Raw genomic sequence first — 14,619 nt, 5'->3', positions numbered from 1 at the left:
TTTCTCTGGCTATTATTTAAAACGCTCGATATTCGCACCAAGCGCATTGAGTTTATTTTCAATGCGGTCATAGCCACGGTCGATATGATAAATACGATCAACAATAGTCTCGCCTTTAGCAATACAACCGGCAATAACAAGACTCGCAGAAGCACGAAGGTCCGTTGCCATCACTTGAGCACCAGTTAAGCTTTCAGCATCACCACAAATAACAGTGTTACCTTCAATCTCAGCTTTAGCGCCCATACGCATTAATTCTGGTACATGCATAAAGCGGTTTTCAAAGATCGTTTCTGTGATCACGCCGCCGCCTTTCGCCATCATGTTCAGCAAAGTAAACTGCGCTTGCATATCCGTTGGGAAACCTGGGTGTGGAGCAGTACGAATCGTTACCGCTTTTAATTCACGGCCAGTCATATCTAGGCTAATCCAATCTTCACCAGATTCTACCTTCGCGCCCGCTTCTTCAAGCTTAGCCAAAACCGCTTCAAGTAAAGAGGCTTTAGTATTACGACACACAACTTTACCGCCAGAAACGGCAGCCGCAACTAGGAATGTACCAGTCTCAATACGGTCAGCAACCACTGAATGCTTACCACCAGCAAGACGATCAACGCCTTCAATGGTAATAGTCCCCGTACCTGCACCCGTAATTTTCGCACCAATCGCATTTAAAAATGCCGCGGTGTCTTCAATTTCAGGTTCTCGAGCGGCGTTTTCTAATACCGTAGTACCTTCTGCTAAGGTTGCTGCACTCATAACGGTAATGGTTGCGCCTACTGACACTTTATCCATCACGATATGTGCGCCTTTCAAGCGACCATCAACTTCCGCTTTTACGTAACCATCTTCAAGAGTAATGGTGGCACCGAGTTGCTCTAAACCATGAATATGTAAATCAACCGGACGTGCACCGATAGCACAACCGCCTGGTAGAGAAACTTGACCATGACCAAAACGAGCCACTAATGGACCTAGAGCCCAAATGGAAGCACGCATGGTTTTTACTAAATCATACGGCGCACAATATTCGTGAATTGGGCCAGAGTTAACGGTTAGCACTTCACCGTTGCGCTCAACTTCTGCACCAAGGCGCTTAAGTAATTCAATTGAAGTATCGATATCACGCAATGCAGGAACGTTCGCAACTTCAACCGGACCTTCCGATAAAATAGCGGCGAACAAAATTGGTAACGCTGCATTTTTAGCCCCAGAAATGGTGACTTCACCTTGTAGCGGGCCTGAGCCGTGTACTCTAAATTTTTCCATTAGTATAAGAACCTTGCTTCTTTATTTTTATTCTTTACTTCTTTAGACAAAAAGTAAGCAAAAGCGATTGAGTCTATAGAGGCTGTTGAATCTATAGTGACATCAGCTTTTTATCGCGCGCCCACTCTTCGGGTGTATACGCTTTAATTGACACGGCATGAATATCATTTCTTTGGATGTATTCCATCAGAGGCGCGTAAATTAATTGTTGTTTTTTAACTCGGCTCATACCTTCAAAAGATGAATCAACCGCAACGACTTCGTAGTGGCTGCCTTCACCTTTCACGTGAATTTCTTGTAATGACAAGGCGTCATCTAATATTTGTTTTACTTGGATAATGTCCACGTAACCCTCTAATTTTTTAACCGTCGGTAACTTGAATATGCTCAGCAAATAGTTCATCAATATTGCTAAGTTTAAATAATGTGTATAGCTGACTTGGCATAAAGGTCAGCATTATATGACAATTTTGATTTTTTGCATGCTGTAATAAATGAATAAGCATTGCCATGCCTGCAGAATCCACTCTTTCGAGCTCTTTTAAGCATACTTCATATTGCGTAATTTGTGGCTGCCAACCTTGTAGCTGAGACCACAGCTCAGGTACAGTATCACGAGTCAATTGACCAATGATAGAGGCGCGCTGCTCACTTTCCTCTCGCCAATGACGACTCTGCACTATTTTTTACCTTCAAAAACAATGTCTTTCTGTGCCAATTGAGTTAACTCTTTGGTCACCGCTGGAATGCCATCTTGACGAATTTTCGTATTCCATTCCGATTGCTTGCTTGAAAGTAGGCTGATCCCTTCTGCTACCATATCGTAAGCTTTCCACTCACCAGTCTTGGTATTTTTCAATAAGGTAAACTCAAGTTTAATATTTGGGCGGCCGTTATCAATGATTTCAACTGGAATAGAGAGAATACGAACATCATCGTTAACCGTTTTTTCTTGTGCAAATTGAATGGTTTGATCGGTATATTGCGTCAAGACTTGTGCATAAGAAGTAATTAAATAAGCTCGAAACTCTTGAATAAATTCGCCGACTTCTTTCTTATCAGCCCCTCGCAAGTTCGGACCTAATAATTTCAGTGCCGTATATTGATAATTGACGTACGGCATCATTTCTTGTTCTACGATGGTTTTTAAGTAGTTCGGATCCGCTTGTACTTTCGGCTGTTCGGCTTTAAGGCGATCAAAAGTTTGCTCTGCAACCGAATGCATCATTTTATAAGGATTGCTGCTATCAACGGTTGCGGCATTCACACCAAAAGCAAACCCCATAAACGCCAACAGTAATGCTGTTTTTCTTAACCAAGACATACCTAACTCCTTGTATTACTCAGACTCTTTGCTGCTATATAAAAACTGGCCAATTAAATCTTCTAACACTAACGCAGACTTAGTGTCTTCAATAAAATCACCATCCACTAAGGTACTGCTCATTCCTTCCATCACAAAGCCTGGTACTAGGCTAATATATTGTTCGCCAATTAAACCTGAAGTTAAGATCTGCGCGCTTGAGGTATCTGGATATTCGCCAAATTTTCGCCCAATCGACATACTAACAACTGGAATGTAGTTCTGAGTATCTAAGCTGATGTCAGTGACTTGCCCAACGACTACACCCCCCACTTTTACCGGAGAGCGAACCTTTAGGTTGCCAATATTATCAAAGCGCGCTTTCAAGGTATAACTGTCACTTGGGCCAATACTGGTGACATTCGCCACTTTAAACATCATCACTAAAATCGCAATAACGCCCAATAAGACAAAGCTGCCTACCATAAATTCTAAACGACGATTTGTTTGCATGATTTACTTCCAATATAAATTCAAAATCAATGTCCGAACATCAAGGCAGTCAGAATAAAATCTAGCCCTAATACCGCTAATGAAGAATGTACAACTGTGCGAGTAGTGGCGCGGCTAATGCCCTCTGATGTAGGAATACAATCATAGCCATTAAATAACGCAATCCAGATAATAGTTATCGCAAACACCATACTCTTAATAACACTGTTACCAATATCGTAACCAAGGCTGACTGAAGATTGCATCGCCGACCAGTAACTACCCGCATCGATGCCTTTCCATTCTACGCCAACGATCTGCCCGCCCCAGATACCAACCGCCATAAAAATCATAGCCAGTATCGGCATTGAGACGACACCAGCCCAAAAACGTGGCGCAACCACTCGACGCAGTGGATCAATCGCCATCATTTCTAAACTAGATAATTGCTCAGTTGCTTTCATCAAACCAATTTCAGCGGTTAACGCCGAACCCGCTCGCCCAGCAAACAATAATGCGGTCACCACAGGGCCTAACTCACGCAATAGCGACAGTGCCACCATTTGACCTAAGCTGCCTTCTGCACCGTAGTCCACTAATATAATGTAGCCTTGTAAGCTCAACACCATGCCAATAAATAAGCCTGACACAATAATAATCGCCAGAGATTGCACCCCCACGGCGTAGAGCTGTTTGATAAATAAAGGGAAGTTTTTGCTTAATTGAGGCTTACCAACAAGTGCGCCCCACAACATCAAAGAAGCTCTTCCCCAAGCTTCAGCTAAGCCAATAGTACGAGCGCCAATTCGGGCGACCTTATTGATTATAGGGTGACTGTCTTTTATAGGATCACGGTTTTGCTCTGGTTTATTCACAACCCAATATATCCTTTTCAATTGGCGAAGCAGGAAAATGGAACGGAACTGGGCCATCTTCTTTTCCAGTTAAAAACTGCTGTACACGCTCATCGGTACTCTGATTAAGCTCATCAGGAGAGCCTTGAGCAATGACCTTACCGTTAGACAATAAATACACGTAATCGGCAATACTCATTACTTCCGGTACATCATGGGAAACAACAATCGAAGTCACGCCAAGCGCATGGTTTAAGTTTTTGATTAGCTCCACCAGCACGCCCATGGTGATAGGATCTTGTCCAACAAACGGCTCATCATACATAATTAAATCGGGATCCAGCGCAATCGCTCTCGCCAACGCCGCTCGCCGAGCCATACCGCCAGAAAGTTCACTTGGCATTAATTGTGCCGCCCCTCGTAACCCAACCGCTTCCAATTTGAGTTTTACTAGAGTGGCAATTAAAGGTTCATCCAGTTCGGTATGTTCTCGCAAAGGAAAAGCGACGTTATCGAATACATTCATATCAGTAAACAAGGCACCAGATTGAAATAGCATGCTCATTTTCTTACGAACTTGATACAAACGCTGGCGGCTTAAAGCAGGAATATTGTCACCATCAAACCATATCTCACCTTGGTCTGGTGAAATTTGGCCACCGATTAAACGCAGCAATGTCGTTTTACCAATCCCCGATGGCCCCATGATGGCGGTGATCTTTCCTTTCGGGATCGACAAATTCACATCATCAAAAATCACTCTTTGATTACGCTGAAACGTCAGAGATTTTATCGATACCAATTCCGCTGTCATAACTTCCCTTTATAATCACTAACAAAAGCAATACATTATCGCATAATAAGCACATTACATCTTGAGTTCAAAACAATGCATCAAATAAGCTGAAAATCCGCATTGTTTATCTGCCTTTTCATGTAAATAGAGACAATTCATTAATAAATATGTCAAGAGACTTTCTTTTTGTTGCTTGAAACGTCAAAATTGCGCCCCTTATATTGAGGATAGCTAGCTTGTCCCTTAATCTACTCAATATTTCGTCACTTTTTAATTCACTTTAGTAAACAGGAATCATCATGTTACTTGCTGTTGTATTACTCGTTGTTGGCCTTGCACTATTAGTATGGAGTGCTGATAAGCTGGTTTATGGCTCAGCAGCCGTTGCAAAGAACATGGGCATTTCCCCATTAGTCATTGGTATGACTATTCTGGCAATGGGCTCATCGGCACCAGAAATGATGGTATCTGCCACGGCGGCGCTGGAAGGCAAAACCGATACCGCGATTGGTAACGTACTAGGTTCAAACATTGCCAACATTGCATTGATCTTAGGTATTACCGCCATGATTAAGCCGTTATCAATCAGCTCAACCATTTTGCGCCGCGAGCTACCACTGATGATCATCGTGACCTTAGTCGCGGGTGCGTTAATGTGGGATGACTACCTAGGCTTTACTGAAGGTCTTGTGTTAATCGCTTTATTTGCCGCCTTTATTTTGGGTATGCTTAAAATTAGCCAGAATGAAAAAGGCGCAAAAGATATCTTGTTAGAACAACAAGAATCTGAAATCCCAGAGGGTGTTGATAATAAAATTGCGATTTTTTGGGTAGTCGTCGGTTTAATTCTATTGCCGATAGCTGCCGATTTATTAGTCGATAACGCGGTGATCATCGCTAAATACTTCGGTATGAGCGATCTGGTTATCGGTTTGACTATCATCGCCATTGGTACCAGTTTGCCTGAGCTTGCCGCATCACTTGCCGGTGTTCTAAAAGGCGAAGATGACATGGCGGTAGGTAACATTATCGGCTCGAATATCTTTAATATTTTAGCTGTGATGGGCATCCCCGCGATCCTAAACCCATCGGTATTAAGTGAATACGCCATGAACCGAGACTTTTGGGTCATGCTAGGCGTATCATTACTACTTGTTGTAATGGCTCTAGGCAAGTCTCGTAGTATCAACCGCACTGAAGGCGGGATATTATTACTGTGCTTTTTAGCTTATCAAGGCTATCTGTTTTACAATATCAGTGCCTAAAACAAGAAATTGCGAATAGGCGACCACACAGTCGCCTTTTTATTGAATGATCGTTAACTGACGAGTGCAGTTAAGCAACAATCTCCCCAGACTAGGAATAACATTGATGTCGACTTCTTTTGATTACCGCTCTGTTGCCCAAGATGTTTTATCAATTGAAATGCGAGGCCTACAACAGCTAGCGCAGTATTTTAATGACGACTTCCAACACGCTTGCGATATGGTTTTAAACAACCAAGGTAAAGTTGTGGTCATGGGCATGGGTAAATCGGGTCATATTGGTAACAAAATTGCCGCCACTTTAGCCAGTACAGGTACTCCAGCATTCTTCGTTCACCCAGGAGAAGCAAGTCATGGCGATCTCGGTATGATTGGCTCTAATGACATTGTATTGGCGATTTCAAACTCTGGTGAGTCTTCAGAAATTCTTGCGCTTTACCCAGTACTGAAACGTCGTCATATTCGTATTATTGGCATGACGGGAAAACCAGAATCTAACATGGCCAAACTGGCTGATGTACACCTACAAATCACAGTACCAGAAGAAGCTTGCCCACTGGATCTTGCTCCGACCTCAAGTACTACTGCTACCTTAGTGATGGGCGATGCCTTTGCGGTCGCACTAATGAAAGCACGTGGTTTCACCGCTGAAGATTTTGCACTATCGCACCCAGGTGGTGCGTTAGGCCGTAAATTATTACTTAAACTGTCTGATATTATGCATTCAGGTGCCGCACTACCAACGGTCGGCCAAGATGCTTTAATTCGTGATGCTTTACTAGAAGTGTCACAAAAAGGACTCGGAATGACAGCGGTTGTCGATAAAGATATGACACTGCTTGGCATTTTCACCGATGGGGATTTACGCCGCTTACTCGATCAACGTATTGATGTGCACACCACGCCAATTAGCCAAGTAATGACCAAGAACCCAACCGTTGCAACGCCGAATCTACTGGCGGTGGAAGGGTTAAATATCATGCAAGAAAAAAGTATCAATGGCTTAATGCTATGCCAAGATGGTAAATTAGTCGGTGCACTGAATATGCATGACTTATTAAAGGCTGGAGTAATGTAATGAGCCAAATGACACCTACCCCATACGGACAAGCTCCAACCGCTATAATGAATATAGCGAAAAACATCAAATTACTAATCTGTGATGTCGATGGCGTATTCTCAGATGGCTTGGTGTACATGGGAAATCAAGGTGAAGAGCTCAAAACCTTCCACACTCGCGATGGCTATGGCGTTAAATCATTGATGCAAGCTGGGATTGAGATCGCCATTATTACCGGTCGACAATCTCAAATCGTTGAAAACCGTATGAAAGCTTTAGGCATCACGCTTATCTACCAAGGCCAAGATAACAAACTTATCGCCTATGAAGATATTTTGAGCAAGCTAAAGGTTTCGCCACAGCAAGTTGGTTATATTGGGGATGACCTGATTGATTGGCCTGTTATGGAAAAAGTAGGCTTACAAGTCTCTGTTGCTGATGGCCACCCATTGCTAGTACAACGTGCCAATTACGTTACCCATATTAAAGGCGGTCACGGAGCGGTACGTGAAGTGTGTGATTTAATTTTACAGGCGAGAGATGAACTCGAAGCGTATCAAGGACTCAGTATATGATGAGCTTATCTAGACTCATTTATTTACTGCTAATTTTTGTGGCATCTTGGTCGGCTTATTATCTTTATGAGCAATCGGCAGATGACGTACAACTTATTGCACCGAGTTTAGAAGCGCCATTGTTTACCGGTAAGAATCTCACTAACACCACTTATGATATTGATGGACTGCGCAACTATAAAATGTACTCGGACTCTTTAGAGCACTTTGCGCAAGATGGCCACACGGTATTCTATAAACCTAAGTTAGTGGTTTACCGCGAAGGCAGCACAGAAGAATGGGTTGTCACTTCAGATAGCGCAGTATTATCGAAAGATCATATATTAACCCTACAACATAATGTGGTGGCACGTAATGTGATTGAAGGCGCAAGCTTTGATCGCATGACCACAGAAAAAATGCTCATTGATTTGAATAGCAAGGATTTTTCAACCGACACCACTGTCACAATGGTTGGGCCACAATTTACAAATATTGGCAACGCGATGAAAGGTAACTTTGATACCAACCTCGCGACGCTTTTTAATCAAGTTCAAGGTACCTATGAAAATATTACACCGTAGCTCTTTATACCTTAGTGTATTGTTTTGCTTACTCGCTTCAGCTTCATCATGGGCACTGACCAGCGATCAAGAACAACCGATCCATATCAGCTCTGATAGCCAAGATTTGGATATGAAGACCAACAAAGTGACGTTTATTGGTAATGTAAAACTGACTCAAGGCAGTATTGTACTGACTGCCGATAAGCTGATCGCTTTCCGTGATGCAAAAACAGGCGAGCTGACTGAATTACAAGGCTATGGCAAACCTTCTCACTTTTCACAAAAAACCGATGAAGGTAAATTGTTAAAAGGTCAGGCGAATACTCTCGTATATACCGTTGCCAGCGACCAACTTGTGATGACTACCAATGCTGAACTACACCAAGACGATAGCGTTATCAGAGGTAAAGTGATCACTTACCATATTTCCAGCCAAAACTTAAAAGCAAGTAGTGGCGATGGCGAGCGAGTATCAACGGTTATTCAACCTGCGCAATTGGAACAGAAATAATTATGGCGACTCTTAAAGCAGAAAAACTGGCTAAAACCTATGGCAACCGAAAAGTCGTCAGTGATGTAGGCTTAGAAGTAAAATCTGGCCAAATTGTCGGCTTACTTGGGCCTAACGGTGCAGGTAAAACTACCTCTTTCTATATGATTGTAGGGCTAGTCTCTCGTGATGAAGGTACTATCAGTATTGATGAAACTGACATCAGTATTCTGCCGATGCATCAACGTTCTCGTATGGGGATTGGTTACTTACCTCAAGAAGCCTCGATCTTTCGTAAATTGTCTGTCGAAGATAACATCATGGCAGTACTACAAACCCGTGATGAGCTAACCAAAGCAGATAAACAAGATCGTTTAGAAGAACTACTCGATGAGTTTCATATTCAACATATTCGTAAAAGTGCGGGGATGGCACTTTCCGGTGGTGAACGTCGCCGTGTTGAAATTGCTCGCGCATTAGCGGCAAACCCGAAATTTATTTTATTGGACGAACCTTTTGCTGGGGTCGATCCAATCTCAGTTATTGATATCAAAAAAATCATTGAACACTTACGTGACCGTGGTTTAGGTGTATTAATCACCGACCACAACGTACGTGAAACATTAGATGTATGTGAGCACGCCTATATTGTGAGCCAAGGCCACTTGATCGCCAACGGTACTCCAGAAGAAGTACTAAATAACGAGCAAGTGAAGAAAGTATACCTAGGTGAACAATTCCGCTTATAAAAGCTCTTTAGCGCCAACTTGAATGATGTGAGCGAAGGAATCGCTACTATCTATCGACTTAGATACTAAGCATCATTCAAGACACCATGAATAGGGATATTCCAGAACAAAAGGCACTGAGTATTGCATGAAGTCATCATTACAACTTAAGTTTGGTCAACAGCTTTCCATGACCCCTCAGTTACAGCAAGCAATACGTTTGTTGCAACTCTCCACACTCGATTTACAGCAAGAAATCCAAGAAGCGCTCGATTCCAACCCACTATTGGAAGTCGATGATGAATTTGCAGAGCAAGCTGACGACGCCAATCAAAATAACGACAATACCGACTCAGCGGAACACACTCAGCAAGATGCGACTAGCGCACAAGAAAACGAACTTGAAGTACCAGATAGCACCGAGCATATTGAACAATCCACCATTAGCGATGAACTTAGCATTGATGCGAGTTGGGAAGATGTTTACAGCGCAAACACTGGCAGTACCGGAATAAATAGCGACGACGAGCTCCCTGTCTACCAAGGTGAAACCACACAAACACTGCAAGACTACCTAGAGTGGCAATTAGAACTCACCCCTTTCAGCGATACCGACCGCACCATAGCTTTGGCTATTCTCGATAGTCTCGATGAATACGGCTATGTCACCGAAAGCTTAGACGATATTCAGCAAAGCCTTGGTAACGATGAAATTGAACTCGATGAGATTGAAGCGGTACTTAAACGTATTCAGCAGTTTGATCCACTCGGCGTCGCCTCACGTAACCTTCAAGAATGCTTATTACTGCAACTGGCTATTTATCCGAAAGACACCCCTTGGCTCGATGAAGCTAAAATGGTGTTACACAATTATATTGATTACCTAGGTAACCGAGATTACAAACTCATCTGTAAAGAAGCTAAACTGAAAGAAGATGAGCTAAAACAAATTTTAACCCTGATTCAGCAACTCGACCCGAGACCGGGCAATCATGTCGGCGGAGATGATATCGAATATGTGGTGCCCGATGTATCAGTGTTTAAAGATCGAGGTAAATGGACGGTTACTATCAACCCCGACAGCGTGCCACGCTTGAAAGTTAATCAGCAGTACGCCGCTTTAGGCAAAGGCAATAGTAACGATAGCCAATATATACGTACCCATGTTCAAGAAGCCAAATGGCTGATTAAAAGTTTAGAGAGTCGAAACGAGACCTTGCTCAAAGTTGCTCGTTGTATAGTTGAACATCAACAAGATTTCTTTGAACATGGTGAAGAAGCGATGAAACCAATGGTTCTCAACGATATCGCACTCGATGTCGATATGCATGAATCAACGATTTCTCGTGTCACAACCCAAAAATATATGCATACACCAAAAGGAATTTTTGAGCTTAAATACTTCTTCTCAAGCCATGTCAGCACTGAAGCTGGTGGTGAATGTTCATCAACCGCGATTCGCGCTTTAATTAAAAAGCTCGTCGCCGCCGAAGACATCAAGAAGCCGTTAAGTGATAGTAAAATTGCAGCCCTTTTAGTTGAACAAGGAATACAAGTAGCAAGACGAACGGTCGCTAAATATCGCGAATCGCTCGGCATTGCACCTTCTAGTCAACGGAAACGTCTACTCTAGGATTGTTGATCCTAGGATAGACAATACTCAAGTGATTTGAGTATCTAACTAAAGAGGAAAGTTTATGCAAATGAATATTACCGGACATCATGTCGACTTAACCGATGCGTTAACCGAATATGTGAACACTAAATTCCAAAAGCTAGAACGCTTCTTTGACCATATCAATAACACTCACGTTGTATTAAAGGTTGAAAAGTTAGATCAGATCGCCGAGGCGACACTACACGTCAATCAAGGTGAAATTCATGCTTCCTCGCAAAGTGAGAACATGTATACCTCAATTGATGATTTAGTCGATAAACTCACTCGACAACTCAATAAACACAAAGAGAAACTAAGTAGTCATTAACTATGCAATTAAATGAAGTATTGTCACTGGACTGCACCAAAACCGCAGTTCAGTGCACTAGCAAAAAACGTGCACTCGAAATCATTAGTGAAATCGCAGCGCAACACAGTGGCCTAGATTCAAATCGCTTATTTGAGTGCATGTTGTCTCGTGAAAAAGTAGGAACCACAGGTATCGGTAACGGTATCGCTATTCCTCATGGCCGCATGCTAGATAGCGAACAAGCCATTGCAGTCTTACTACAGTGCGAGCAACCAGTCGATTTTGATGCGATTGATAACCGCCCTGTCGATATTCTCTTTGCACTACTCGTGCCAGATGAACAATGTAAAGTTCATTTGAAAACCTTGTCATTGATGGCTGAAAAACTCAACGACAAAGCCACATTAAAGCAGTTACGCCACGCTCAAACCGACCAAGATCTATACAATATTATGGTTGGTACTGAATGAATACGGACCAATCTAAACCATTACATATCACCATAGTCAGCGGCCAATCAGGTGCAGGTAAAAGTGTTGCTTTGCGCGTATTAGAAGATCTTGGCTATTATTGCGTTGATAACCTTCCGGTGAACTTACTGGATGAATTTGTCGCCTCAGTTCGCTCCAGTAAGCAAAATGTTGCAGTAAGCATTGATATTCGTAACCTACCGCAAGATCCAACCGCGGTGTCGACTACACTGCAAAACCTTAAGCAATCGTATGATGTGAATGTGCTATTTTTAGATGCCGACCAATCAACCTTGCTCAAGCGTTACAGCGAAACTCGTCGCCTGCACCCGCTTTCAATGCATAAAGAAAAGCTCTCTCTTGAGCAAGCGATTCAATTAGAGAAAGACCTGCTGCTTAATCTAAAAGAAGAAGCGGATTTAGTGCTGGATAGCAGTAACCTGTCTTTACATGAATTAAGTGAGACGGTACGAATCCGCGTGCAAGGTCGAGACTCTAAAGAATTAGTCATGGTCTTTGAGTCATTTGGCTTTAAATATGGCTTACCCAATGACGCCGATTACGTCTTCGATGTGCGCTTTTTACCTAACCCTCACTGGGTGCCAGAATTAAGACCACTAACCGGACTCGATCAGCCCATTATCGACTTTCTTGGTGCTGAGTCGGATGTTCTCGAATTGCAATCGAGCATTGAAGGCTTCATCAAACAATGGCTACCGCTATTAGAAAAAAATAACCGCAGCTACCTCACTGTGGCGATTGGTTGTACTGGCGGCAAACACCGCTCTGTCTATATCACTCAACAACTTGGCGAGCATTTCAAAGCGCTAGGTCATCAAGTACAAGTTCGTCATACTAGCCTAGAGAAGCATCACTCATGAGCCAACAACAGACTAAGTGCCAGCAAACCGTATTAATTCAAAACCGCTTGGGTCTACACGCTCGAGCGGCAATTAAATTGGTTGAATTGGCGCAAAGTTTTGATGCGGTCATCACCATCAGCGCTGATGATCGTGAAGTCACTGCCGATAGTGTCATGGGGCTATTATTGCTTGATTCGGCGCAAGGTCAGTATATTGATATCACCGCAGAAGGCAGCCAAGCCGAACAAGCACTCAGCGCGATTTGCGCATTAATTGAACAAAAATTTGATGAAGAAGAATAAATCACCATTCATCAAATTTTAACCTACCCTCCTAGTCTTCCATTCAAAGCAAAAATACCGCTCTCAAAGCACTATAAGCTATGACATTTACCATAAAATTAGGCTAATATTCACACCTCAAATATTATAGATGTCATTCAGGTGTATTTAGGAGGCGAGTCATGGCTGAACAACTAGAGTTTGAACTCACCCATCAAACCCTCCAAGAAGTAAGCGAAGCCATTGATGATGGTCGCTTTGTCCATGTTCGTCGCCAATTGCAAGACATGGAACCTGAGGATATTGCACACCTTTTAGAAGCCTCTCCGCACAAAAGCCGTGACGTACTCTGGCAACTGACCGATCCTGAAGATTACGGTGAGATCCTTGATGAGCTTTCTGAAGACATCAAAGACAGCATCGTCTCGAAAATGGCCCCAGAGAAACTAGCCGAAGCCACCGAAGGCATGGACACCGATGATGTCGCCTATGTCTTACGTAGCTTGCCAGATGATGTATCACGTGAAGTCCTTGACCAAATGGACTCCGAGGATCGTGAACGCGTCGAAACCGCCTTATCCTACTCCGAGGATAGTGCCGGTGCGTTAATGAACACCGACGTTATTACCATTCGTAGTGATGTCGATGTTGACGTTGTCTTGCGTTATTTACGTATGAAAGGCGAACTACCAGAAGCTACCGATGCTTTATATGTGATTGATAGTGAAAGTAAGTTAATTGGGCATTTACCTCTGACCTCACTCATTACATCGCAAATCGATACACCAATCACCGAATTGATGGAAGATGCCGATGAAGCTATTTCGGTTTATACCAGTGCGACTGATGTGGCTAGCTTGTTTGAACGTCGTAATTGGGTATCAGCTCCGGTGGTGAATGAAGAAGGTCAATTAGTCGGTCGTATCACCATCGATGACGTGGTCGATGTTATCCGTGAAGATGCCGAGCACTCAATGATGAGTATGGCGGGTCTAGATGATGACGAAGATACCTTTGCCCCTGTAGTTAAATCGGTACGTCGCCGTAGTATTTGGCTTGGTGCTAATGTACTAGCAGCATTGGCTGCCGCTTCCGTATCCAACATGTTTGAAGGCACCTTGGCACAAATGGCTTCGGTTGCCGTGTTAATGACCATCGTACCTTCAATGGGCGGGGTTGCTGGTAACCAAACCGTGGCGCTAGTTATTCGCGGCTTAGCATTAGGTCATATCGGTAACACCAACCAACGCTCATTACTATTAAAAGAAGCAGCAATCGGCTTCCTCAATGGTGTGTTATGGGCCTGCATTATTGGTGGTATCGTGGTGCTTTGGAAAGGTAGCCTAGTACTTGGCATTATCATGGCCGTTGCAATGCTCGCCAACTTACTGGCCGCCGGTATTGCTGGGGTAAGTATTCCAATCTTACTGAAGAAAATGAACATCGACCCAGCACTCGCTGGGGGAATGGCGCTAACCACCGTTACCGATATGGTGGGTTTATCCGCTTTCTTAGGTCTAGCGACCTTGATGATTAAGATGAATATGATTTAAAACGAGACTCGTTTCTCGGGCGCTTCGCTGCTAGTTTCTCGAAAAAGCAGTTTCGGATCTCGTTGCTTGGACGCTACGCTACTCGTCTATCGAAAGAATCAATTTAGC

The 14,619-nt window shown here is 43.2% G+C and carries 19 protein-coding genes; 12 read left to right on the top strand and 7 right to left on the bottom strand.

The window, feature by feature from the left end; all coding sequences use genetic code 11:
* Window positions 1–12 precede the first annotated feature (12 nt).
* The 7 genes from murA to mlaF all read right to left on the bottom strand — a co-directional run bounded on the left by murA (window position 13) and on the right by mlaF (window position 4,732).
* On the bottom strand, window positions 13–1,269 hold the full coding sequence (murA, locus tag L3V25_RS06650; protein ID WP_237294655.1) for a UDP-N-acetylglucosamine 1-carboxyvinyltransferase: 1,257 nt from the start codon (window positions 1,267–1,269) through the stop codon (window positions 13–15).
* Between the two features lie 91 nt (window positions 1,270–1,360).
* Window positions 1,361–1,615 carry a BolA family iron metabolism protein IbaG gene (gene ibaG / locus L3V25_RS06645; protein WP_027697725.1) on the bottom strand — a complete coding sequence of 85 codons (255 nt, stop codon included), beginning with the start codon at window positions 1,613–1,615 and terminating at the stop codon, window positions 1,361–1,363.
* A gap of 16 nt (window positions 1,616–1,631) precedes the next feature.
* Window positions 1,632–1,949 (bottom strand): lipid asymmetry maintenance protein MlaB, encoded by a 318-nt coding sequence (locus tag L3V25_RS06640; protein WP_237294654.1) that lies wholly within the window; start codon window positions 1,947–1,949, stop codon window positions 1,632–1,634.
* Window positions 1,949–2,593: a phospholipid-binding protein MlaC gene (gene mlaC, locus L3V25_RS06635; protein WP_267135430.1), complete on the bottom strand. Its 645-nt coding sequence runs from the start codon at window positions 2,591–2,593 to the stop codon at window positions 1,949–1,951. Before mlaC ends, L3V25_RS06640 begins: the two co-directional genes overlap by 1 nt.
* Before the next feature lie 15 nt (window positions 2,594–2,608).
* Window positions 2,609–3,085 carry an outer membrane lipid asymmetry maintenance protein MlaD gene (gene mlaD / locus L3V25_RS06630; protein WP_237294653.1) on the bottom strand — a complete coding sequence of 159 codons (477 nt, stop codon included), beginning with the start codon at window positions 3,083–3,085 and terminating at the stop codon, window positions 2,609–2,611.
* Window positions 3,086–3,111: 26 nt separating this feature from the next.
* Window positions 3,112–3,888, bottom strand: coding sequence for a lipid asymmetry maintenance ABC transporter permease subunit MlaE (mlaE, locus tag L3V25_RS06625; RefSeq protein WP_237294976.1), 777 nt, complete (start codon window positions 3,886–3,888; stop codon window positions 3,112–3,114).
* 43 nt (window positions 3,889–3,931) lie between these two features.
* Window positions 3,932–4,732 (bottom strand): phospholipid ABC transporter ATP-binding protein MlaF, encoded by an 801-nt coding sequence (gene mlaF, locus L3V25_RS06620; protein ID WP_237294652.1) that lies wholly within the window; start codon window positions 4,730–4,732, stop codon window positions 3,932–3,934.
* A 281-nt stretch (window positions 4,733–5,013) separates the two neighbouring features.
* On the opposite strand from mlaF, the gene L3V25_RS06615 reads away from it, so the two are divergent.
* The 12 genes from L3V25_RS06615 (at window position 5,014) to mgtE (ending at window position 14,511) form a co-directional block, all read left to right on the top strand.
* The gene (locus tag L3V25_RS06615; protein WP_237294651.1) at window positions 5,014–5,979 is read left to right on the top strand and encodes a calcium/sodium antiporter; all 966 of its coding nucleotides are present in this window, start codon (window positions 5,014–5,016) and stop codon (window positions 5,977–5,979) included.
* Window positions 5,980–6,085: 106 nt separating this feature from the next.
* Window positions 6,086–7,057, top strand: a complete 972-nt coding sequence (gene kdsD / locus L3V25_RS06610) for an arabinose-5-phosphate isomerase KdsD (RefSeq protein ID WP_237294650.1) — start codon at window positions 6,086–6,088, stop codon at window positions 7,055–7,057.
* Entirely contained in the window at window positions 7,057–7,614 is a 558-nt protein-coding gene (kdsC, locus tag L3V25_RS06605; RefSeq protein WP_237294649.1) for a 3-deoxy-manno-octulosonate-8-phosphatase KdsC, read from the top strand. The genes kdsD and kdsC overlap by 1 nt, the downstream gene beginning before the upstream one ends.
* A complete protein-coding gene (gene lptC, locus L3V25_RS06600) occupies window positions 7,614–8,177 on the top strand; it encodes an LPS export ABC transporter periplasmic protein LptC (protein WP_237294975.1) in 564 nt (187 codons plus the stop codon). Before kdsC ends, lptC begins: the two co-directional genes overlap by 1 nt.
* Entirely contained in the window at window positions 8,158–8,670 is a 513-nt protein-coding gene (lptA, locus tag L3V25_RS06595; RefSeq protein WP_237294648.1) for a lipopolysaccharide transport periplasmic protein LptA, read from the top strand. Before lptC ends, lptA begins: the two co-directional genes overlap by 20 nt.
* Window positions 8,671–8,672: 2 nt before the next feature.
* Window positions 8,673–9,398, top strand: a complete 726-nt coding sequence (gene lptB, locus L3V25_RS06590; RefSeq protein WP_027697736.1) for an LPS export ABC transporter ATP-binding protein — start codon at window positions 8,673–8,675, stop codon at window positions 9,396–9,398.
* A 127-nt stretch (window positions 9,399–9,525) separates the two neighbouring features.
* Complete coding sequence (locus L3V25_RS06585; RefSeq protein WP_237294647.1) at window positions 9,526–11,010, top strand: RNA polymerase factor sigma-54; 1,485 nt, start codon at window positions 9,526–9,528, stop codon at window positions 11,008–11,010.
* Between the two features lie 64 nt (window positions 11,011–11,074).
* Window positions 11,075–11,362 (top strand): ribosome hibernation promoting factor, encoded by a 288-nt coding sequence (hpf, locus tag L3V25_RS06580; protein WP_237294646.1) that lies wholly within the window; start codon window positions 11,075–11,077, stop codon window positions 11,360–11,362.
* Window positions 11,363–11,364: 2 nt separating this feature from the next.
* Entirely contained in the window at window positions 11,365–11,814 is a 450-nt protein-coding gene (ptsN, locus tag L3V25_RS06575; RefSeq protein ID WP_237294645.1) for a PTS IIA-like nitrogen regulatory protein PtsN, read from the top strand.
* A complete protein-coding gene (gene rapZ / locus L3V25_RS06570; RefSeq protein WP_237294644.1) occupies window positions 11,811–12,695 on the top strand; it encodes an RNase adapter RapZ in 885 nt (294 codons plus the stop codon). The genes ptsN and rapZ overlap by 4 nt, the downstream gene beginning before the upstream one ends.
* On the top strand, window positions 12,692–12,979 hold the full coding sequence (locus tag L3V25_RS06565) for an HPr family phosphocarrier protein (protein WP_237294643.1): 288 nt from the start codon (window positions 12,692–12,694) through the stop codon (window positions 12,977–12,979). Before rapZ ends, L3V25_RS06565 begins: the two co-directional genes overlap by 4 nt.
* Before the next feature lie 161 nt (window positions 12,980–13,140).
* Window positions 13,141–14,511 carry a magnesium transporter gene (mgtE, locus tag L3V25_RS06560; RefSeq protein WP_237294642.1) on the top strand — a complete coding sequence of 457 codons (1,371 nt, stop codon included), beginning with the start codon at window positions 13,141–13,143 and terminating at the stop codon, window positions 14,509–14,511.
* Window positions 14,512–14,619 lie beyond the last annotated feature (108 nt).

Source organism: Vibrio sp. CK2-1 (assembly GCF_021726515.1).
GTDB lineage: Bacteria > Pseudomonadota > Gammaproteobacteria > Enterobacterales > Vibrionaceae > Vibrio.
The sequence above is the reverse complement of the archived record's forward strand: the minus strand, read 5'-3'. Positions and strand labels throughout refer to the sequence as shown.

What these genes read in the sequence shown, in the direction of transcription:
- murA (WP_237294655.1), bottom strand. Translation starts at nt 1,269, where the DNA reads ATGGAAAAATTTAGAGTACACGGCTCAGGCCCGCTACAAGGTGAAGTC.
- mlaC (WP_267135430.1), bottom strand. Translation starts at nt 2,593, where the DNA reads ATGTCTTGGTTAAGAAAAACAGCATTACTGTTGGCGTTTATGGGGTTT.
- mlaD (WP_237294653.1), bottom strand. Translation starts at nt 3,085, where the DNA reads ATGCAAACAAATCGTCGTTTAGAATTTATGGTAGGCAGCTTTGTCTTA.
- mlaF (WP_237294652.1), bottom strand. Translation starts at nt 4,732, where the DNA reads ATGACAGCGGAATTGGTATCGATAAAATCTCTGACGTTTCAGCGTAAT.
- L3V25_RS06615 (WP_237294651.1), top strand. Translation starts at nt 5,014, where the DNA reads ATGTTACTTGCTGTTGTATTACTCGTTGTTGGCCTTGCACTATTAGTA.
- kdsD (WP_237294650.1), top strand. Translation starts at nt 6,086, where the DNA reads ATGTCGACTTCTTTTGATTACCGCTCTGTTGCCCAAGATGTTTTATCA.
- kdsC (WP_237294649.1), top strand. Translation starts at nt 7,057, where the DNA reads ATGAGCCAAATGACACCTACCCCATACGGACAAGCTCCAACCGCTATA.
- lptC (WP_237294975.1), top strand. Translation starts at nt 7,614, where the DNA reads ATGAGCTTATCTAGACTCATTTATTTACTGCTAATTTTTGTGGCATCT.
- lptA (WP_237294648.1), top strand. Translation starts at nt 8,158, where the DNA reads ATGAAAATATTACACCGTAGCTCTTTATACCTTAGTGTATTGTTTTGC.
- lptB (WP_027697736.1), top strand. Translation starts at nt 8,673, where the DNA reads ATGGCGACTCTTAAAGCAGAAAAACTGGCTAAAACCTATGGCAACCGA.
- L3V25_RS06585 (WP_237294647.1), top strand. Translation starts at nt 9,526, where the DNA reads ATGAAGTCATCATTACAACTTAAGTTTGGTCAACAGCTTTCCATGACC.
- hpf (WP_237294646.1), top strand. Translation starts at nt 11,075, where the DNA reads ATGCAAATGAATATTACCGGACATCATGTCGACTTAACCGATGCGTTA.
- ptsN (WP_237294645.1), top strand. Translation starts at nt 11,365, where the DNA reads ATGCAATTAAATGAAGTATTGTCACTGGACTGCACCAAAACCGCAGTT.
- rapZ (WP_237294644.1), top strand. Translation starts at nt 11,811, where the DNA reads ATGAATACGGACCAATCTAAACCATTACATATCACCATAGTCAGCGGC.
- L3V25_RS06565 (WP_237294643.1), top strand. Translation starts at nt 12,692, where the DNA reads ATGAGCCAACAACAGACTAAGTGCCAGCAAACCGTATTAATTCAAAAC.
- mgtE (WP_237294642.1), top strand. Translation starts at nt 13,141, where the DNA reads ATGGCTGAACAACTAGAGTTTGAACTCACCCATCAAACCCTCCAAGAA.